At 65.7% G+C, this 19433-nt stretch carries 17 protein-coding genes; 9 read left to right on the top strand and 8 right to left on the bottom strand.

Annotated elements, in window-relative coordinates:
- The first annotated feature begins 45 nt into the window (after nt 1–45).
- The 3 genes from fusA to G6N43_RS26915 all read left to right on the top strand — a co-directional run bounded on the left by fusA (nt 46) and on the right by G6N43_RS26915 (nt 4505).
- Entirely contained in the window at nt 46–2151 is a 2106-nt protein-coding gene (gene fusA / locus G6N43_RS26925) for an elongation factor G (protein WP_083156091.1), read from the top strand.
- Nucleotides 2152–2248: 97 nt separating this feature from the next.
- Nucleotides 2249–3439: an elongation factor Tu gene (gene tuf, locus G6N43_RS26920; RefSeq protein WP_083156089.1), complete on the top strand. Its 1191-nt coding sequence runs from the start codon at nt 2249–2251 to the stop codon at nt 3437–3439.
- Between the two features lie 202 nt (nt 3440–3641).
- Nucleotides 3642–4505, top strand: a complete 864-nt coding sequence (locus G6N43_RS26915; RefSeq protein ID WP_083156087.1) for a cutinase family protein — start codon at nt 3642–3644, stop codon at nt 4503–4505.
- Here the strand turns inward: G6N43_RS26915 and G6N43_RS26910 are convergent.
- On the bottom strand, nt 4480–5793 hold the full coding sequence (locus tag G6N43_RS26910; RefSeq protein WP_234810223.1) for an MFS transporter: 1314 nt from the start codon (nt 5791–5793) through the stop codon (nt 4480–4482). The genes G6N43_RS26915 and G6N43_RS26910 overlap by 26 nt on opposite strands.
- A gap of 151 nt (nt 5794–5944) precedes the next feature.
- Here G6N43_RS26910 and G6N43_RS26905 point away from each other — a divergent pair, with 151 nt between their 5' ends.
- The 4 genes from G6N43_RS26905 to G6N43_RS26890 all read left to right on the top strand — a co-directional run bounded on the left by G6N43_RS26905 (nt 5945) and on the right by G6N43_RS26890 (nt 10427).
- Nucleotides 5945–6781: an SHOCT domain-containing protein gene (locus G6N43_RS26905; RefSeq protein ID WP_083156083.1), complete on the top strand. Its 837-nt coding sequence runs from the start codon at nt 5945–5947 to the stop codon at nt 6779–6781.
- A gap of 77 nt (nt 6782–6858) precedes the next feature.
- Nucleotides 6859–8241, top strand: a complete 1383-nt coding sequence (locus tag G6N43_RS26900; RefSeq protein WP_234810225.1) for a basic amino acid/polyamine antiporter — start codon at nt 6859–6861, stop codon at nt 8239–8241.
- 19 nt (nt 8242–8260) lie between these two features.
- Nucleotides 8261–9505 carry an arginine deiminase gene (locus tag G6N43_RS26895; RefSeq protein WP_083156079.1) on the top strand — a complete coding sequence of 415 codons (1245 nt, stop codon included), beginning with the start codon at nt 8261–8263 and terminating at the stop codon, nt 9503–9505.
- Nucleotides 9506–9572: 67 nt separating this feature from the next.
- Complete coding sequence (locus G6N43_RS26890; protein WP_179967930.1) at nt 9573–10427, top strand: mycofactocin-coupled SDR family oxidoreductase; 855 nt, start codon at nt 9573–9575, stop codon at nt 10425–10427.
- 72 nt (nt 10428–10499) lie between these two features.
- Here G6N43_RS26890 and G6N43_RS26885 read toward each other — a convergent pair whose 3' ends face one another.
- From G6N43_RS26885 to ddaH, 4 genes are read right to left on the bottom strand one after another with little or no spacing between them, the layout of a single operon-like run.
- Nucleotides 10500–11381 (bottom strand): universal stress protein, encoded by an 882-nt coding sequence (locus tag G6N43_RS26885; RefSeq protein ID WP_083156077.1) that lies wholly within the window; start codon nt 11379–11381, stop codon nt 10500–10502.
- Nucleotides 11378–12883 carry an amino acid permease gene (locus G6N43_RS26880; protein WP_083156075.1) on the bottom strand — a complete coding sequence of 502 codons (1506 nt, stop codon included), beginning with the start codon at nt 12881–12883 and terminating at the stop codon, nt 11378–11380. Before G6N43_RS26880 ends, G6N43_RS26885 begins: the two co-directional genes overlap by 4 nt.
- Before the next feature lie 16 nt (nt 12884–12899).
- On the bottom strand, nt 12900–14177 hold the full coding sequence (rocD, locus tag G6N43_RS26875) for an ornithine--oxo-acid transaminase (protein ID WP_272937667.1): 1278 nt from the start codon (nt 14175–14177) through the stop codon (nt 12900–12902).
- Nucleotides 14150–14923 carry a dimethylargininase gene (gene ddaH, locus G6N43_RS26870; protein WP_163658222.1) on the bottom strand — a complete coding sequence of 258 codons (774 nt, stop codon included), beginning with the start codon at nt 14921–14923 and terminating at the stop codon, nt 14150–14152. Before ddaH ends, rocD begins: the two co-directional genes overlap by 28 nt.
- 250 nt (nt 14924–15173) lie before the next feature.
- Here ddaH and G6N43_RS26865 point away from each other — a divergent pair, with 250 nt between their 5' ends.
- Nucleotides 15174–15620 carry an Rv2324 family transcriptional regulator gene (locus G6N43_RS26865; protein ID WP_083156165.1) on the top strand — a complete coding sequence of 149 codons (447 nt, stop codon included), beginning with the start codon at nt 15174–15176 and terminating at the stop codon, nt 15618–15620.
- A gap of 45 nt (nt 15621–15665) precedes the next feature.
- On the top strand, nt 15666–16841 hold the full coding sequence (locus tag G6N43_RS26860) for an FAD-dependent oxidoreductase (protein ID WP_179967929.1): 1176 nt from the start codon (nt 15666–15668) through the stop codon (nt 16839–16841).
- A 65-nt stretch (nt 16842–16906) separates the two neighbouring features.
- Here G6N43_RS26860 and G6N43_RS26855 read toward each other — a convergent pair whose 3' ends face one another.
- From G6N43_RS26855 to mftR, 3 genes are read right to left on the bottom strand one after another with little or no spacing between them, the layout of a single operon-like run.
- Complete coding sequence (locus G6N43_RS26855) at nt 16907–18187, bottom strand: VOC family protein (protein WP_083156070.1); 1281 nt, start codon at nt 18185–18187, stop codon at nt 16907–16909.
- Nucleotides 18184–18708: an RNA polymerase sigma factor gene (locus tag G6N43_RS26850; RefSeq protein ID WP_083156068.1), complete on the bottom strand. Its 525-nt coding sequence runs from the start codon at nt 18706–18708 to the stop codon at nt 18184–18186. Before G6N43_RS26850 ends, G6N43_RS26855 begins: the two co-directional genes overlap by 4 nt.
- A gap of 38 nt (nt 18709–18746) precedes the next feature.
- On the bottom strand, nt 18747–19403 hold the full coding sequence (gene mftR / locus G6N43_RS26845) for a mycofactocin system transcriptional regulator MftR (RefSeq protein ID WP_234810222.1): 657 nt from the start codon (nt 19401–19403) through the stop codon (nt 18747–18749).
- Between the last annotated feature and the right edge of the window lie 30 nt (nt 19404–19433).

The following is a 19433-nucleotide window of genomic DNA, read 5'->3' as shown; positions in this document are numbered from 1 at the left end:
GCGAATGAAGGCTGAACAACTACCAAGCGAGAGAGAAGAACTTCTGTGGCACAGAAGGACGTGCTGACCGACCTGACCAAGGTCCGCAACATCGGCATCATGGCGCACATCGATGCCGGTAAGACGACGACGACCGAGCGCATCCTCTACTACACCGGCATCAGCTACAAGATCGGTGAGGTGCACGACGGCGCCGCCACCATGGACTGGATGGAGCAGGAGCAGGAGCGGGGGATCACCATCACCTCCGCCGCTACCACCTGCTTCTGGAACGAGAACCAGATCAACATCATCGACACCCCCGGCCACGTCGACTTCACCGTGGAGGTGGAGCGCAGCCTGCGCGTGCTCGACGGTGCCGTGGCCGTCTTCGACGGCAAGGAAGGTGTCGAGCCGCAGTCCGAGCAGGTTTGGCGCCAGGCCGACAAGTACGACGTCCCCCGCATCTGCTTCGTCAACAAGATGGACAAGATCGGTGCGGACTTCTACTTCTCGGTGCGCACGATGGAGGAGCGCCTCGGCGCCAACGTCATCCCGATTCAGCTGCCGGTGGGCTCCGAGGGCGACTTCGAGGGCGTCGTCGACCTGGTCGAGATGAAGGCCAAGGTGTGGCGCGGCGAGACCAAGCTCGGTGAGACCTACGAAACCATCGACATCCCGGCCGACCTCCAGGAAAAGGCCGACGAGTACCGCACCAAGCTGCTCGAGGCGGTCGCCGAGACCGACGAGGCGCTGCTCGAGAAGTACTTCGGCGGCGAGGAGCTGACGGTCGAGGAGATCAAGGGCGCCCTGCGCAAGCTGACCATCAACTCCGAGGCGTACCTGGTGTTGTGCGGCAGCGCGTTCAAGAACAAGGGCGTGCAGCCCATGCTCGACGCGGTGATCGACTACCTGCCGTCGCCGCTGGACGTGCCGCCTGCCGTCGGCCACGTGCCGGGCAAGGAAGACGAGCAGATCAGCCGCAAACCGTCGGTCGACGAGCCGTTCTCGGCGCTGGCGTTCAAGGTCGCCACGCACCCGTTCTTCGGCAAGCTGACCTACGTGCGCGTCTACTCCGGCACCGTCGAGTCCGGTTCGCAGGTCATCAACGCGACCAAGGGCAAGAAGGAGCGGCTGGGCAAGCTGTTCCAGATGCACTCCAACAAGGAGAACCCGGTCGAACGGGCCTCCGCGGGGCACATCTACGCCGTCATCGGACTCAAGGACACCACCACCGGCGACACGCTGTCGGATCCGAACGACCAGATCGTGCTGGAGTCGATGACGTTCCCCGATCCGGTTATCGAGGTGGCCATCGAGCCCAAGACCAAGAGCGACCAGGAGAAGCTCGGCACGGCGATCCAGAAGCTGGCCGAAGAGGATCCGACGTTCAAGGTGCACCTCGACCAGGAGACCGGCCAGACCGTCATCGGCGGTATGGGCGAGCTGCACCTCGACATCCTCGTGGACCGCATGAAGCGCGAGTTCAAGGTCGAGGCCAACGTCGGCAAGCCGCAGGTCGCCTACCGCGAGACCATCCGCCGCAAGGTCGAGAAGGTCGAGTACACCCACAAGAAGCAGACGGGTGGCTCGGGCCAGTTCGCCAAGGTGCTCATCGACCTGGAGCCGTTCACCGGCGAGGACGGTGCCACCTACGAATTCGAGAACAAGGTCACCGGTGGCCGCATCCCGCGCGAGTTCATCCCGTCGGTGGATGCGGGCTGCCAGGACGCCATGCAGTACGGCGTGCTGGCCGGCTACCCGCTGGTGAATTTGAAGGTCACGCTGCTCGACGGTGCCTACCACGAGGTTGACTCCTCGGAAATGGCGTTCAAAGTTGCAGGATCACAGGTGCTGAAAAAGGCTGCGGCCCAAGCACAACCGGTGATCCTGGAGCCGATCATGGCCGTCGAGGTCACCACGCCCGAGGATTACATGGGCGACGTGATCGGCGACCTGAACTCCCGCCGTGGTCAGATCCAGGCCATGGAGGAGCGCTCCGGTGCACGCGTCGTCAGGGCGCATGTACCGCTGTCGGAGATGTTCGGCTACGTCGGAGACCTTCGGTCGAAGACCCAGGGCCGGGCGAACTACTCCATGGTTTTCGACTCGTACGCCGAGGTTCCGGCAAACGTGTCGAAGGAGATCATCGCGAAGGCGACCGGGCAGTAAGCCCCGGTTACCCCGCGAAGAGAATCAACTGCAAAGATCAAAGCACTGCTTCGAAACCAGATAGAAGAAGCACCAACAAGTCCAGGAGGACACAGAAGTGGCGAAGGCGAAGTTCGAGCGGACGAAGCCGCACGTCAACATCGGGACCATTGGTCACGTTGACCACGGCAAGACCACGCTTACTGCAGCAATCACCAAGGTTCTGCACGACAAGTACCCCGATTTGAACGAGTCGCGCGCATTCGACCAGATCGACAATGCGCCTGAGGAGCGTCAGCGCGGTATCACGATCAACATCTCCCACGTGGAGTACCAGACCGACAAGCGGCACTACGCGCACGTCGACGCCCCTGGCCACGCGGACTACATCAAGAACATGATCACCGGTGCCGCCCAGATGGACGGCGCGATCCTGGTGGTCGCCGCGACCGACGGCCCGATGCCGCAGACCCGTGAGCACGTGCTGCTCGCCCGTCAGGTGGGTGTGCCCTACATCCTCGTGGCTCTGAACAAGGCCGACATGGTCGACGACGAGGAGCTCATCGAGCTCGTCGAGATGGAGGTCCGGGAGCTGCTGAGCGCTCAGGACTTCGACGAGGACGCCCCGGTCATCAAGGTGTCGGCGCTGAAGGCCCTCGAGGGTGACCCGGAGTGGGTCAAGTCCGTCGAGGATCTGATGGACGCGGTCGACGAGTCGATTCCGGACCCGGTCCGCGAGACCGACAAGCCGTTCCTGATGCCCGTCGAGGACGTCTTCACCATCACCGGCCGCGGCACCGTGGTCACCGGTCGTGTGGAGCGCGGCGTCGTCAACGTGAACGAGGAAGTCGAGATCGTCGGCATCCGCCCGGAGACCACCAAGACCACGGTCACCGGCGTCGAGATGTTCCGCAAGCTGCTGGACCAGGGCCAGGCCGGTGACAACGTCGGTCTGCTGCTCCGCGGCATCAAGCGCGAGGACGTCGAGCGCGGCCAGGTCGTCGTGAAGCCCGGCACCACCACGCCGCACACCGAGTTCGAGGGCAGCGTCTACATCCTGTCCAAGGACGAGGGCGGCCGGCACACGCCGTTCTTCAACAACTACCGTCCGCAGTTCTACTTCCGCACCACCGACGTGACCGGTGTCGTGACGCTGCCGGAAGGCACCGAAATGGTGATGCCCGGTGACAACACCGACATCTCGGTGAAGCTGATCCAGCCCGTCGCCATGGACGAGGGTCTGCGGTTCGCCATCCGCGAGGGTGGCCGTACCGTTGGCGCCGGCCGGGTTACCAAGATCATCAAGTGATCTAAAGGTTCTGCTGCGAAGCGGCGCTCACCTTCGGGTGGGCGCCGCTTTCGCGTTGCGGCCGCGCATTTAGCTGGTGGAATGCACGCATATGCTGCGGGCGATCCACCGGTTCAGCCATCCCTGCCCGTAACACCGGCGGCCGTCGGAGCGATGTACTTCGCGTATGCCCTGGTCGGGGCCTAAGAAGGGGTGGGGATTCATGTTCCGTCGCGTCACCAGGATCGCGAGTGCGGCTGCCGCTGTCGCCGCATTTGCCGGACTCACAGGGCTCTCGCTGGGGACCGCCACCGCGCAGGCCAGTTGCCCCGACGTGCACTGGATCGGCGCTGCGGGCTCAGGGGAGCGCACGCCGACGGAAGTGACCCAGAACGGCGGGATGGGCCGCGTGGTCTACCGGTCGCTGCAGGACCTGTCCGCGGAAGTGGCCAAGGACGGCCGCACGCTGACCGCCGAGGCCGTCGAGTATCCGGCCGTGGAAGTGCCCGGTGAAGACGGCGGAATCGGGGAGTGGCTCGGCTTCATGGGCAGTGTCGATGCCGGTGCGGCGGCGTTGGGTAAGCAATACGAGGGGTTCGTCCAACGCTGCCCTGCCTCGAAGGTGGTCCTGGCCGGTTATTCGCAAGGCGCCATGGTGGTGCACCGCAACCTCGCCGCGCTGGAGGCCAGCCCCAACCTGGCGGCCGTGCTCCTGGTCGCCGACGGCGATCGACGCCCGGAGGACCCCACCTACAACATGGGCACCGCGAGCGGCATCCCGGAGCGCGGCAAGGGTGTCGCGCAGGACTGGCCGATCCTGGCGCACGCGCCGGGCCCGCTGACGCCGGCCATGGGCGCGCGGACCATCAGCGTGTGCAACCTCGGAGACGCCGTCTGCGATTACGACGAGGACGCCGACGACTCGACGGCCGCGTACGCGCAGCGGGTGTCCGTGCACACCAACTACGCCAAGACGTCCGGCCTGCCCTGGACCGCGCCGCTGTACTTCATGCTCGGCGGCCCGGCGCCGCAGAATCCCGAGGCGCAGCCGATCGTCCCGCTCAGCGCGAGCGTGCCGACGCCGTAGGCGTTCGGGCGATTCCAAGCACCACCACGCTGGCCACCGCCACTAGCGCTGCGAGCACACCGAGGATGACGTCGATCGCCGCGGCGGCCGACCGTCCGTCCTGCTGAAGCATCTCGAGCACCGTCCCCGCGACGGCGACACCGACTCCCGCGAGCGTCACCAACGCCGTCAACGTCACGCCTGCGGCCTCGCCCGCGCGTTCGGGTCGCACGACGGCCTGGGTTGCGACGGTGGTGAACGCATACAGCAGCCCCAGCGTTAATCCGCACGCCGCCAGCGCAGGCAGGTAGACGATCCAGGTGTCCGACGCTGCGAGCGTCCCGAGCGACACCGCGGCGGCGACACCCGTCAGCCCCATCACCAAGAGCGGTGGCCGACTGGCGGCAAGGCGTCCCGACAGCACGCCGCCCAGCGCCGCGCCCGCCGACGGTCCGAGGAACACCAGGCCCGCCATCAAGGGGTCGAGCCCACGCACCTGCTGCAGATTCAGCGTCGACAGGAAGATGGCGACCGCATAGGCGATGTTGGCGATGGCGCCGGCAATGACGAGTGCCGCGAATCGGCCGTTGCGCACCAGCGACAGATCGACCAGCGGCCACGACACCCGGTTCTCGACGACGACGAACAGCGCGAGTGCGAGTAGCGCAGCGGCGAACGCGATAGCCGTCGATGCCGACACCCACCCCCAGTGCGGGGCACGGTCAAATGTCAACGTGAACAAGCCGATTCCAACCGTGATGAACGCCAGCCCCGCGATGTCGATGCGACGCGGCACGGTCTCGTCGGAGGACTCCTCGATACTCGACGCGCCGAGCACCAGCGATGCCACCGTCAACGGCACGTTGAGCCAGAAGATCCACCGCCAGCCGACCGTGTCGGTCAGCAGGCCACCGATCAAGGGTCCCGCCGCGTTGCCCAAACCCGCTATGCCATAAGCCAACCCGATCGCATGACTTGCCTTCACACCCGGAAAGGCGTTGGTCAGCACGCTCACCGAAACCGGGAAGATGAGCGCGGCCCCGAGCCCTTGCAGGGCGCGAAACGCCACGATCAGGGGCACCGACGGTGCGAGTGCGCACAGCACCGACGCGACTCCGAACAATACGATGCCCGACATCAGCGCCTTGCGCCGTCCGAAGATGTCTCCGATCCGGCCCGCGGGAACCATGAAGGCACCCAACGTAAGCATGTAGACGCTGATCACCCATTGCAGGTCCGTCGGCGAGCTGTGGAGGTCGGAGGCGATCCGCGGCAGCGCGAGATTGGCCGCGAAGTAATCGATTTGCACGCAGAACAGCGCCAAGGAGACGGCTGCTAGGACCCATCGCCCTTTCACAGGTCACCCAGCGCAGCCACCGCCCGACGATAAGGCTCATGAGGGTGGATTTGGCGCTAATGTGACACGACGAGACGACCTCTTTCCCGTAGGAGCTTGGGTTATGTCCACTTTCTGGCGTTATGTCAAGATCCAGGCTTTCGTCCTGCTGTGCGGAATCGTCGGGCCGATCTTCCTCGCCATCTACTTCGCCTCCGGGGCGCAGCCGATCATGAAGTGGATGTTCTGGGCGGGTCTGGCAATCACCGCCCTCGACGTGTTCATCGCCCTCGGACTCACCAGCATGGGCGCACGGTCGTCGGCCAAGAAACAGGCCCTCGAGCAGACCGGGGCGCTGGCGCTCGCTCAAGTCGTGGGCATCCACGAGACCGGAACCCGGATCAACAACCAGCCGCTGGTGAAGATCGATCTGCAGATCTCGGGACCGGGTATCGCCCCGTTCGCGAGTCAGGACAGGGTGATCGCGTCGCTCACACGCCTGCCGATGATCACCAACCGCAAGCTCGTCGCTCTCGTGGATCCCGCCACTATGGAATATCAGATCGACTGGGACCGAAGCGGTTTGATCAGCGGTGTGATGCCCGCGACGTTCACCATCGCCGAGGACAACCGGACCTACGACCTCACGGGACAGGTAGGCCCGCTGATGGAGATCCTGCAGATCCTCAAGGCCAACAACATCGGCGTCAACAACATGATCGATCTACGTTCGAACCCGGTGGCTCGCCAACAGGTGCAGGCCATCGTGCGACGCGCCGCCGCCCAAGCGCCGCCGGCGCCCGCACCCGCAAGCGCACCGTCGACGCCGTCGTATCCCGTTGCACCTCCGGAACCTTCGACCGCGCAACGCCTGCAGGAGTTGGAGACGCTCCGCGCGACCGGTGCGATCTCGGACGACGAATACACCGCAAAGCGACAACAGATACTCGCCGACCTGTAGCGTGGACAGCGGTGACCACCGCTGAACCGCGGACCGAACCGGCCGATCAGAAAGTCAGCCTGCCGACGCTGACTGCGATGGTGGTCGGGTCGATGATCGGGTCCGGCGTGTTCCTGCTTCCCCGCAGATTCGGGACCGAGACCGGTGTTCTCGGGGCGATCATCGCGTGGACGGTCGCGGGTTTCGGAATGCTGATGCTGGCGTTCGTGTTTCAGCGCCTCGCAATGCGCAAGCCGCAACTCGACGCAGGCATCTTCGCCTACGCCAAGGCTGGTTTCGGTGACTACATCGGGTTCAACTCGGCCATCGGTTACTGGGCATCGGCCTGCGCAGGCAACACGTCCTACTGGGTGCTGATCACGGCGACGCTCAGCGCCATCGTCCCCGCCTTCGGACCAGGTGATACGGTGCTGGCCGTCGTCGTGTCCGCGATCGGGGTGTGGCTGTTCGCGGCATTGGTGATGCGCGGCGTCAAGGACGCGGCGGTGATCAACTACATCGTCACCGTCGCCAAGGTGCTGCCGATCCTGTCGTTCATCGTGATCGTGGCCATCGCCTTCCAGGCCGACATCTTTGCCGACAACTTCTGGGGTGGCGCAGAAGGGTATTCGTTCGCGGCGATCTGGGACCAGGCCACCGGCACGATGCTGATCACCGTGTTCGTGTTCCTCGGCATCGAGGGCGCCAGCGTCTACTCGAGGATGGCACGGAGGCGCGAGGACGTGGGCCGCGCGACCGTTATCGGATTCCTCAGTGTACTGAGCGTTTTCGCGCTCGTGACGCTGGTGTCCTACGGCGTCATGCCCCAACATGAGCTCGCCGGCGTCGACCAGCCCTCGATGGCTTCGGTGCTGGAATCGGTTGTCGGGCATTGGGGATCGATCTTCATCCGCGTCGGCGTGATCGTGTCGGTGCTCGGCGCGTATCTGGCGTGGACGCTGATGGCTGCGGAAGTGCTGTACATCCCGGCCAAATCCGATGACATGCCGCGGTTCCTGGCCCGCACCAACAGCCACGGTGCGCCCGTCACCGCATTGGTCATGGCGGCCGGTTTGACCTCGTTGCTGCTCGTGGCGCTGCTGTTCGCCGACAACGCACTGGATTTCATGCTTGATCTGACGGCCGCGCTGTCTTTGATTCCGTACTTGCTGGCCGCGGCGTACGCGCTCAAGCTGACGGCCACCCGCGAGACGTACGGGGACGGCAAATCGCTGGTTCCCGACATGGTGGTGGCAGGGCTGGCGACGGCGTACACGTTGTTCCTGCTGTACGCCGCGGGCATGGACAAGCTGTTGCTGTCCTGCATCCTGTACGCACCGGCGGCCGCGCTGTACGTCAAGGCGCGACGTGAACGTGGCCTACGTGTGTTCCGGCCCGTCGAAGCGGTGCTGTTCGGCGTGATTGTCCTCGGCGCCGTCGCGGGTGTGGTGTCCTTGGCAACAGGTGCGATCGAAATATAGCCGGGTGGGAGGAACTGAAGTGACGAATCCGTCGGCTGCCTACGGCGTCCACTCCGAGGTCGGCAAGCTGCGGAAGGTGCTGGTGTGCTCGCCGGGGCTGGCGCACGAGCGGCTCACCCCGACCAACTGCGACGAGCTGCTGTTCGACGACGTGCTGTGGGTGCAGAACGCCCGCCGCGACCACTTCGACTTCATCGACAAGATGCGCGACCGCGACGTCGAAGTTGTCGAACTGCACGAGCTTCTCACCGAGACGATGGAGATTCCCGAGGCGAAAGCCTGGCTGCTGGACCGCAAGATCGTGCCGAACGAAGTCGGACTCGGACTTGTCGACGACACACGAGGCTTCCTGGACTCGCTGACCCCGAGCCGGCTGACCGAGTTGCTCATCGGCGGCATGTCCACCCGCGACCTCCCGGCCGAAATCCAGTCCGGGTACCGCGCATTGGCCCGCGAGGCGACCGGCGTCACCGAGTATCTGATGCCGCCGTTGCCCAACACGCTGTACACACGCGACACCACGTGCTGGATATACAAGGGCCTGACGCTCAATCCGCTGTTCTGGCCTGCGCGCCACGACGAAACGCTGTTGATGAAGGCGATCTACGAGTTCCACCCCGACTTCGTCGGGTCGACGGTGTGGTGGGGTGACCCGGAACAGTCGTGGGGGATGTCGACGATCGAGGGCGGTGACGTCCTGGTGCCGGGCAATGGTGTCGTCATCATCGGGATGAGCGAACGGACGTCGCGCCAGGCGATCACCCAGGTGGCGGCCAAGCTGTTCGCCGAGAACGCCGCCGAGAAGATCATCGTCGCGGGTATGCCGAAGCTGCGTGCCGCCATGCACCTCGACACGGTGTTCACGTTCGCCGACCGCGACGTCGTCACGCTGTATCCGGACATCGTCGACTCGATACAAACGTTCATCCTGCATCCCACCGACGCCGATCCGGGGGTCGAGGTCGAGGAGGCGACCAAGCCGTTCGTCGAAGTGGTCGCCGGCGCGCTGGGGCTGGCCGCCCTGCGGGTGGTGGAAACCGGTGGCACGAAATACGACTCGGAGCGCCAGCAGTGGGACAGCGGCAACAACCTGGTCGCCGTCGAGCCGGGTGTGGTGTTCGCCTACGACCGCAACACCCACACCAACACCCTGCTCCGCCGAGCCGGCGTCGAGGTCATCACGATCGTGGGCGCGGAGCTGGGCCGCGGCCGCGGCGGCGGGCACTGCATGACGTGCCCGATCATCCGGGATCCCCTCGACTGATCGAGCTACTAGAACACGTTCCAGTTCTGCTGTTAGCCTGGTCCGCAGCTTCACGAAAGGAGCAGCGGTGACGGCGACGGACGGGCCCCTGGAAGGGCGAGTGGCATTCATAACCGGGGCCGCGCGCGGCCAGGGTCGGGCGCATGCGACCCGGCTGGCCCGCGAGGGCGCCGACATCATCGCCATCGACGTCTGCGCGCCGGTCTCGGACAGCATCACCTACCCGCTGGGGACGTCCGAAGAACTGGCCGAGACGGTGCGCGCGGTCGAGGCCACCGGCCGCAAGGTACTGGCCCGCGAGGTCGACATCCGTGACCTGGCCGCACTGCAGCAGGTGGTCGCCGACGGGGTCGAGCAGTTCGGCCGGCTGGACATCCTGGTGGCCAACGCGGGTGTCCTGAGCTGGGGCCGTCTCTTCGAGATGTCCGAGGAGCAGTGGAACACCGTCATAGACATCAACTTGAACGGCACATGGAAGACGATCCGCGCGGCCGTGCCCGCCATGATCGAGGCCGGCAACGGCGGATCGATCATCCTCGTGAGTTCATCCGCCGGGTTGAAGGCCACCCCGGGCAACGGTCACTACGCGGCGTCCAAGCACGGCATCACCTCGCTGACCAACTCGCTGGCATTGGAGGTGGGGGAGTTCGGGATTCGGGTCAACTCGATCCACCCCTACTCGATCGACACTCCGATGGTGGAGAAGGAGGCGATGATGGAGCTCTTCGGGAAGTTCCCGAGCTTCATCCACAGCTTCAAGCCGTTCCCGTACCGCGCCGTCAGTCAACAGGGTGCGTCGACTCTGCAGGATTTCATGACGGCCGAAGAGGTTTCGGATGTCGTGGCATGGCTGGCCGGCGACGGGTCTCTGACCATCTCCGGCAGCCAGATCAACGTCGACCGCGGCACCATGAACTACTAGTTCCTTCGCCGAGCAGACGCGTACACCCCCAAATTCGGTGTGAAATGGGGGCTTACGCGTCTGCTCGCGGGACTAACCCGGCAGCACCAACACCGGTACCGGGCTGTGCCGCACGATCTTTGACCCCCGCGAGCCCAGGAACACCCGGGCGATCCCGCCCGTCGGCTTGGTGCCAAGGGCGAGTAACTCGCCGTCCTGCCAGTCGGCGGCGTCGATGGCCTCATCCCAGGCGTAGCCGGTGGTCACCTCCAGCACGGTGTCGTCACTGACGACGTGCTTGGCTTTCAACTCGGCAAGAGCCTTTCGTGACTGCTCCGCCCAGGCTTCCAAGATCGAGTCCTCGGCGCGCAGACCGACCTCGGGCGGATACATGGTGCGGCCGCGCACAGCAAAGGTGATGACGCGCATCGGAACACTCAGCCTCTGGGCAAGTGCCGCCACGCGTTCGACGGCGTCGATGCACTCGGGTGTACCCGGGTAGGCGCACGTGATCCGGGTCAGCCCGCCGGCTTTCGAGCCGCGGTAACCGCGTGGGCTGATGGCCAGCGGGACCGGCGACGAGTGCAGCAGCCGATCCGTCGTCGAGCCGACGATGACCTGCCCCAGCTTGCCGTCAGCAGCGGAACCCAACACCAGCGCTTCGGCTTTCAGCTCGTCGACGGCTTCCTGAAGGCCAGCGGAAACCGATCGGTGCGCGACCTTGTGAAAGGCGACGTCGATGCCGTCACCGATCGAATCGAGGCACTGCTGCGCCTCTTTCGCCGAGTCCGCCGCCAATTGTTCGGCATATTGGGCATATTCGGCATCGACGCGGGCGAGCGAAGGGGTGATCCACGGCCGCGGCACCACCGTGACCACGGTCAGCGACGTCTTCAGCGTTCTCGCCGCCTCCACCGCGAGGTAGAGCGGCGAACGGCCGCCTTTGCCTGCGAGATAGCCGACCGCGACGGTCACGACTTCTCCTCGGGCGGGTGAGCCAGAATCACGTCGTCTTCGCCTGCGGCGGCGCTGGGGATGTAGCCGTCGCCCCCGTCGTTCAATGCGCTGTGATGGCGACTCCAGAGCAGGTAGAACACCAGCGCGGCACCGACCCAGACCCCGAACCACACCCACGTGTACCAGTGCAGGCCACGAAGCACCCAGATGCATGCCAGCACCGCCAGGATGGGCGTGACCGGATACAGCGGCACCTTGAATCCGCGGGGTAGATCGGGTTCGCGGACCCGCAGCACGATGACGCCGATCGACACCGTGATGAACGCGACCAAGGTGCCGATGGACACCATGTCGAGCAGGTGGTCCAACGGCACGAAGCCCGCCAGCAACGACACGATGACGGTGACGATCACGGTGTTGTTGACCGGAGTCATGGTGCGCGGGTTCACCTTGGCGAACAGCGACGGCAATAGACCGTCGCGGCCCATGGCGAACAGGATGCGCGTCTGGCCGTACATCACAACCAGGACCACCGAGAAGATCGAGATGACTGCACCCGCTGCGAGAACCGTGCTGGCCCAAGTGCTTCCGGTGATGTTCTCCAGGATGACCGCCAGACCCGCGTCGGCCTGTTCCTCGGAAGCGAATTCCGCGGTCGGCTGGGCTCCCAGCGCGGCGACCGCAACGAGCACGTACACGCTGGTGACGATGATCAGCGCGGCGATGATCGCGCGGGGCATCGTCTTCTGCGGGTTCTTCACCTCGTCACCTGCGGTGGAGACGGCGTCGAGGCCGATGTACGAGAAGAAGATGGTGCTCGCCGCCGCGTTGATACCGGCCCAGCCGTAATCCATGAAGCCCTGGAAGTGGTCGGCGTTGTAGGCGGTGAACGCGACCGCCGCGAACAGGATGAGCACACCCAGTTTGATGAGCACCATGATGGTGTTGACGAGCGCGGACTCGCTGGCCCCGCGGATCAGCAGCAGAGCGCACATCACGATCACGGCGACCGCGGGCAGGTTGATGAAGCCGGGGGTGCTGTCCCACGGTGCCGAGCTCAGCGCATCGGGGATCTCGAAGCCGAACAGGTTATCCAGCAATTTGTTCAGATAGCCGCTCCATCCGACCGCGACAGCGGATATCGACACGCCGTATTCCAGGAGCAGACAGGCTGCGATGCCCATCGCGGCGAACTCGCCGAGGGTCGTGTACGCGTAGGAGTAGGTGGAGCCGGACACGGGTACAGCCGACGCCATCTCGGCGTAGCAGATCGCGGACAGCCCGGCGGCGATACCCGCGATGATGAACGAGATGATCACGGCCGGACCGGCTTCCGGGACAGCGGACTGCAGCACGAAGAAGATGCCGGTGCCGACGGTGGCACCCACGCCGAACAGCGTCAGGTTGAACGTGCCGAGGGTTCGTTCCAAGTGGTCCGAGGCGCCGTGTGCGACCGGCGCTCCGATCACCGGCCTGCGACGCAGCAGCTGGTCCCTGAGGCTTATCGATGGAGCGGTCATGATGCCTCCTGAAGGCCTATCGCGCGGGGCTCCCGGTCAAGTGTGGACCTGCATCGGCCAGAACATCGGCGAATTGATCAATCGCCCAGTCGATCTCCTCGGCGGTGATCACCAGCGGTGGCGCGAAGCGCAGCGTCGACCCGTGCGTGTCCTTGACCAGGACGCCGCGCTCGGCGAGCTTGCGGCTGATCTGCTTACCGGTGCCGAGCGCCGGATCGATGTCCACGCCGGCCCACAGCCCCATGCCGCGTACCGCGACCACGCCGTACCCGAACAGCGCATGCAGTCGCCGATGCAGCTGCTCGCCGAGTTCTGCTGAACGCGACTGGAACTCGCCGCGTTGCAGCATCGCTACCACGGTGGTGCCGATCGCTGCCGCCAGCGGATTGCCACCGAACGTCGAGCCGTGCTCGCCCGGATGCAACACGCCCAGGATGTCCCGGTTGGCCACCACGGCCGAGAGCGGAACCACGCCGCCACCCAGGGCTTTGCCCAGCAGATACATGTCGGGCACCACGCCGAAGTGGTCGCAGGCGAAGGTGCGTCCGGTGCGTGCCAGGCCCGATTGGATCTCGTCGGCGATCATCAGCACGTTGCGCTCGGTGCACAGCGCGCGCACTCGCGGCAGGAAATCGGGCGGCGGAACGATGATCCCGGCCTCACCCTGGATCGGCTCGAGCAGCACCGCGACGGTGTTCTCATCGACCGCCGCGGCAAGGGCGTCGGCGTCGCCGAAGGGCACCGCACGGAACCCCGGCGTGTACGGACCGAAGCCGCGTCGCGCCGTCTCGTCGTCGGAGAAGCTGATGATCGTCGTCGTGCGACCGTGGAAGTTGTTGCGCGCCACCACGATATTGCCCTGCCCCGCGGGCACGTCCTTGACGTCGGTGCCCCATTTCCTGGCGACTTTGATACCGCTCTCAACGGCCTCGGCGCCGCTGTTCATCGGCAGCACCATGTCTTTGCCGCAGAGTTCGGCCAACGCCTCGCAGAACGGGCCGAGCCGATCGGAGTGAAACGCGCGGCTCACGAGCGTCAGCTTGTCCAACTGCGCATGGGCGACGGCGATGATCTCCGGATTGCGGTGGCCGAAGTTGACCGCCGAATAGGCCGCCAGACAGTCGAGATAGCGTCGGCCCTCGACATCGGTGATCCAGACGCCCTCCGCGCTCGCCGCGACCACCGGTAGCGGCGAATAGTTGTGTGCGACGTAGCGGTCGTCGAGGGCGATCGCTTCCTCGGTGGCGTTCACGGTGTCGACGATGGTCACGGATGTACCTCCAGTGTGCAGCATTTGACGGATCCGCCGCCTTTGAGCAGCTCGGAGAGATCGACGCCGATGGGTCGGAAGCCGGCCTGTTTCAGTTGTTCGGCGAAGCCGGTCGCGGCCGCAGGCAGGACGACGTTGAGGCCGTCGGATACGACGTTTAAGCCGAGCACGTTCGCGTCGGCGCTGCCCACCTCGATGGCGTCAGGGAACAGCTCGAGCAATCTCGCTCTGGACTCGGCGCTGAACGCGGGTGGATAGAACGCGATCGTCGTGTCGTCGAGTACGGCGAGCGCGGTGTCGAGGTGATAGAACCGCGGATCGACGAGTTCGAGGCTGACGACGGGCATCTTGACGATGGCGGCGATCTCCTCGTGCGCTCGTCGGTCCGTGCGAAAACCGTGGCCCGCCAGGATGATCGAACCGACGACCAGCAGGTCGCCCTGGCCTTCGTTCGTGTGTCGGGTTTCGGCGACGTCGTAGCCGTGCCGGCGCATCCACTCGGCGTAGGCCGCGGCTTCGCCTGCGCGTTGCGGGTAGGCGAATCGGGCGACGACGGCCGCGCCGTTGACGATCAGGCCGCCGTTGGCGGCGTAGACCATGTCGGGCAGCCCGGCGACGGGTTCGACCAACTCGACGGTGTGCCCGAGTTCCTTATACGTCTGGCGCAGGTGTTCCCACTGACTGAGCGCGACGTGGGTGTCCACCGAGACCGAGGTGTCCATCCAGGGGTTGATCGCGTACTCGACGGCGAAGAACGTCGGCGCCGTCATGGCGTAGTGGCGGGGCGCGGGGTACGTGGAGAGGCCACGCGCGCAGGGGAGGTGTCGGCGTCTGGGCGCGTCCGTGCGGCGACATCGGATACCGGCGGCCCGGAGCGCCTCCGTGCGGCGAGATCTGAGATCGTCATAAATCAACGATATGGTCGATCTATTTTGCAAGCAATCGCCGTTCATTGCGTAATGACTTACTATTTGTTCTCTCAGGCATAGATTTCTGGCGATTTGTTGTGTGGAGGTGATGATGGACCGCCTGGATGAGACCGACGAGCGAATCCTGGCCGCACTCGCCGACGACGCGCGGGCCACCTACGCGGAGATCGGCGAGCGCGTCAACCTATCGGCGCCCGCGGTGAAACGCCGGGTCGACCGGCTGCTGGAGAACGGGGTCATCCGCGGGTTCACCACGGTCGTCGACCGGAGCGCGCTCGGCTGGAACACCGAGGCGTATGTGCAGGTGTTCCGGCACGGCACGATCGCGCCAGAACGCTTGCGCGCGGCCTGGATCGACATTCCCGAGGTGATCGGCGCGGCCACCGTCACGGGGACCGCGGACGCGATTCTGCATGTCGTCGCCCGCGATATGCGCCATCTGGAAGAGGCGCTGGAACGGATTCGCTCGGCGGCCGATGTCGAACGCAGCGAGAGCATCGTGGTGCTGACCAACATCATCGACAGAGACCGGGGCTGACGGGGTGGCCGCCACTTGGCGGGCGGCATCGTGCAAAATCTGCCCATGTCTACGAGTGGAGGAGTCGTCATCGTCGGCGGCGGCCTGGCGGCGGCGCGCACGGCCGAACAGTTGCGGCGCTCGGAGTACGCCGGGCCGGTCACCATCGTCAGCGACGAGGACCACCTGCCGTACGACCGGCCGCCGCTGTCGAAGGAAGTGCTGCGCGCCGAGACCGACGACGTCACGCTCAAGCCCGCCGAATTCTACGAAGAGAACAACATCACCTTGTTGCTCGGCAACGGGGCCCGATCGGTGGATACGGCGTCGCAGACGCTGACGCTGGCGGACGGCACCGAACTGCGCTACGACGAGCTGATCATCGCGACGGGCCTGGTGCCCAAACGCATTCCGTCATTCCCCGATCTCGAGGGAATTCACGTGCTGCGCAACTTCGACGAGAGCCTCGCGCTGCGCAAGGAGGCCGGCTCGGCGCGACGAGCGGTGGTCGTCGGTGCGGGCTTCATCGGCTGCGAGGTGGCGGCGAGCCTGCGCAAGTTGGGTGTCGACGTCGTCCTGGTGGAGCCGCAGCCGTTCCCGTTGGCGTCGGTGCTCGGTGGGACGATCGGTGAGCTGGTCGCGCGGCTGCACCGCGCCGAAGGCGTCGACGTGCGCTGCGGCGTCGGAGTCTCGCAAGTCAGCGGAACCTCGCGGGTGGAGAAGGTCGTCCTCGACGACGGCACAGAGATCGATGCGGATCTGGTGGTCGTCGGCATCGGGTCGCATCCGGCCACCGGCTGGCTCGAGGGCAGCGGACTCGAGATCGACAACGGCGTCGTCTGTGACGACCAAGGGCGTGCCAGCGCACCGCACGTGTGGGCGATCGGCGACGTCGCCTCCTGGCGTCACAGCCTCGGACACCAAGTGCGCGTGGAACATTGGAGCAATGTGGCCGACCAGGCGCGGGTGCTGGTGCCCGCGATGCTCGGCCAGGACATCCCCGCCACCGTCTCGGTGCCCTACTTCTGGAGCGACCAGTACGACGTCAAGATCCAGTGCCTCGGTGAGCCCGAAGCCGACGACGTCGTCCATGTCGTCGAGGATGACGGCCGCAAGTTCCTGGCGTACTACGAGCGCGACGGCATCGTCGCCGGGGTGGTCGGCGGCGGCATGCCCGGCAAGGTGATGAAGGCCCGCGGCAAGATCGCTTCAGGCGCGCCGATCGCGGACGTCCTCGGCTAGTTTTTTGGCGAGTTCGGCGTGCTGGGTCACGCTCAGCGTGACCAGCCACGCCGAAATCGCAAATCTTAGAGCTCGCCGAGATAGAACTTCGTACCCTGATCGTCGGTGCACAGCGCCGACTTGCCGTACGCCTGCTGCGACGGCCCGTCGATGACGGTGCCGCCAACCTCGCGCACGCGCGCCACCGCGGCGTCGATGTCCTCGACGTTCCACATCGGCACCGTGACCGCTTCAGGGCTGCCACCTGCGACGCCCGCCATCGGGTGGGTGCCCTGCACCTGCCAGCCGTCATCGATGCGACCCGGCTCGAACGTCCAGAACAACAGCCCGCTGTAGAACGCCTTGAAGGCGGCCGAATCCGGCACCTCGTACGTGATGTACGAAAGCTCGCCTGGCCCAGTGCCGTTCAGCTCCGGCCGGGGGATACCCGGCGCCGGCTGGAACACCGCGAAGCTGGTTCCGGCCGGATCCGTCGCGCCACACAGGACGCCGAAGTCGAACTCCTCCAGTTGGTCGACAGTCCCGCCGGCGGCGACGATCGCCTGTCGCGCACCCTCCAGATCGAGCACCGCGTAACTGCAGAACAAGGTGTTGTGGCCAGGCACGCTGAAGAGACCGATGCGCTGCTTGGTGTTGGTGACCTGGTGGGTCTCCGGGTCGTAGTTCCAGCCGAGCACGTGACGGTAGAACGCGGACGCCCGGTCGGCGTCGGGTGTCCACACCGAGATGTAGCCGACATCGCCGTGCTGGATCGGCACGACCGCGCCGGTGACGGGTCCGCTGAGCATCCAGCGATGCCCGAACGGGTCGATGATCGTCGCGCCGCGCGCCCCGTGGTCCTCGTACGGCTCCCGCTGCACCCGGGCTCCTCGTTCACGGGCGCGTTCGAGCGCGGCGTCGGTGTCCGGCACCGCCAGCATCAGACTGACCGAGTTCGATTGCGGCGCTGGACCTCTCAGGCCGATCTCGGGGTACTCGTCGGCCAGGTACAGCACACCGCCGCCGAGTGCGAGTTCGGCGTGCCCGACGCGGCCGTCGGCCATCAGGAACGGTTCGCCGACGACGACGGCGCCCAGCGCGTCGACGTACCAATCGATCGCCTCGCGCGCGTTGGCGACGGTGAGGTAGGGCAGCGCGCCAGGCCGCGGCAGACCCGCGGCGGGGGCCGGTTGGGTCAGCTCGGCGATGGCGGTATCGGTGCCGCTCATTTCAACTCCTTCGGTCCGATTGGGCAGGTTCAGCGCACTTTCCAGTCGTGAGCGCAGTCGAGCCGCGAACGCCGGATCAGGTTGGACGACAAGCTCATCGCCATGCAGCACGGTCAGCGGATCGTGGCTGTTGTTCACGGCTTCCCTCCTTCCCGCTCCGGATAGTGGGCTCTGAAGGCTCGCCGCGCCCGCACCAGCAGCGCCTCGGTGGCGTGCACGGTGCGTCCGATCAACTCGGCGCACTCCGGCACGGAACAGTCATCCATATAGCGAAGTGCCAACACGGTGCGATGCTGCTCGGGCAGCTTGGCCAACACACTCTCCGCGACGATGCGGTCGAGCTCGGCGTCCCAGTCGTCGCCCGCGTCGACGGGCTCAGGCAACTCGGCGACAGGGACGTTGAACCGGTCGTGGCGGCGACGGTAGTGGTCGGCCAGTTTGTGGCGCGCCACCCCGAGCAGCCACGGCAGCGTCATCGGCGGCGGGTCATCCTTGCGAGCGGCATCCATCGCCGCCAGGAATGTGTCCGACGTCAGATCCTCGGCGGTTCCGCGGTCACTACATCGGCGGACGAAATACCCGTACACGACGGGCAGCGATTCGTCGTACATCGCCAGCAGTTGGCGCGGAGCGTCGTTGCCATCCGGTTCGGCGCTCACACCCCTATCGTCGCCGCGGCGGTCACAACTCCGACGCCCTAATCATGAATTCTTTCAACGGCGCGGTTGTCCAGGGCCTTGAGCCCGTCGCTGACGGTGTCGAAGGCGTCGCCGAGCGCCCGCAGCAGCGGCACCGACTCGTCGTCGAGCCAATGCTGGTAGGCCGACAGTGCAGCGCCGAGCATGGTCCACGCCACCGTCTGCGGCACGAGGTCGGTCTCCTTCACGCCCAGCCGGCGTGCGACGAATGTGGCGACGACGGCGCGCCAGCCCGCGTACATCGTCATCGAGTAGGCCTGCAGCTCTGCGGAGTGCAGGATCACCCGCATCCGCTGCCGGTGTCGCGCCGTCTCGGCGTCGTCAAAGGTGTTGAAGGCCAACAGCGCCGTGCGCAGTGCAGCATCGATACCCACATCGGGATCGAGGTCGGCGAGCAGGTCGCGCATGTGGGCCAGGTGGGCCTCGAAGTCACCCCAGGGCAGGGCGTTCTTGGACGGGTAGTAGCGGAACAGCGTGCGCCGCGCGATGCCCGCCGCCTCGGCGACGTCGTCGACGCTCACCTCGTCGAAGCCGCGCGCGGCGAACAGCTCGAGCGCCACGTTGCTGATGTGATCCCAGCTGGTGGACCGCCGACGACCGACGCGGTGCTGGGCATCTGCGTCCACGCGCACTCCTTTTCCGGCCCCGGCTTTCATTCTGGCACTCGATGCCATATTATTGCGACC

The organism is Mycolicibacterium moriokaense (assembly GCF_010726085.1).
GTDB lineage: Bacteria > Actinomycetota > Actinomycetes > Mycobacteriales > Mycobacteriaceae > Mycobacterium > Mycobacterium moriokaense.
The sequence above is the reverse complement of the archived record's forward strand: the minus strand, read 5'-3'. Positions and strand labels throughout refer to the sequence as shown.

Coding starts and splice junctions, on each gene's coding strand:
- G6N43_RS26865 (WP_083156165.1), top strand. CDS start 15,174: ATGGACCGCCTGGATGAGACCGACGAGCGAATCCTGGCCGCACTCGCC.
- mftR (WP_234810222.1), bottom strand. CDS start 19,403: ATGAAAGCCGGGGCCGGAAAAGGAGTGCGCGTGGACGCAGATGCCCAG.
- G6N43_RS26905 (WP_083156083.1), top strand. CDS start 5,945: ATGTCCACTTTCTGGCGTTATGTCAAGATCCAGGCTTTCGTCCTGCTG.
- ddaH (WP_163658222.1), bottom strand. CDS start 14,923: ATGACGGCGCCGACGTTCTTCGCCGTCGAGTACGCGATCAACCCCTGG.
- rocD (WP_272937667.1), bottom strand. CDS start 14,177: ATGCTGCACACTGGAGGTACATCCGTGACCATCGTCGACACCGTGAAC.
- G6N43_RS26915 (WP_083156087.1), top strand. CDS start 3,642: ATGTTCCGTCGCGTCACCAGGATCGCGAGTGCGGCTGCCGCTGTCGCC.
- G6N43_RS26900 (WP_234810225.1), top strand. CDS start 6,859: ATGGTGGTCGGGTCGATGATCGGGTCCGGCGTGTTCCTGCTTCCCCGC.
- G6N43_RS26880 (WP_083156075.1), bottom strand. CDS start 12,883: ATGACCGCTCCATCGATAAGCCTCAGGGACCAGCTGCTGCGTCGCAGG.
- G6N43_RS26860 (WP_179967929.1), top strand. CDS start 15,666: ATGTCTACGAGTGGAGGAGTCGTCATCGTCGGCGGCGGCCTGGCGGCG.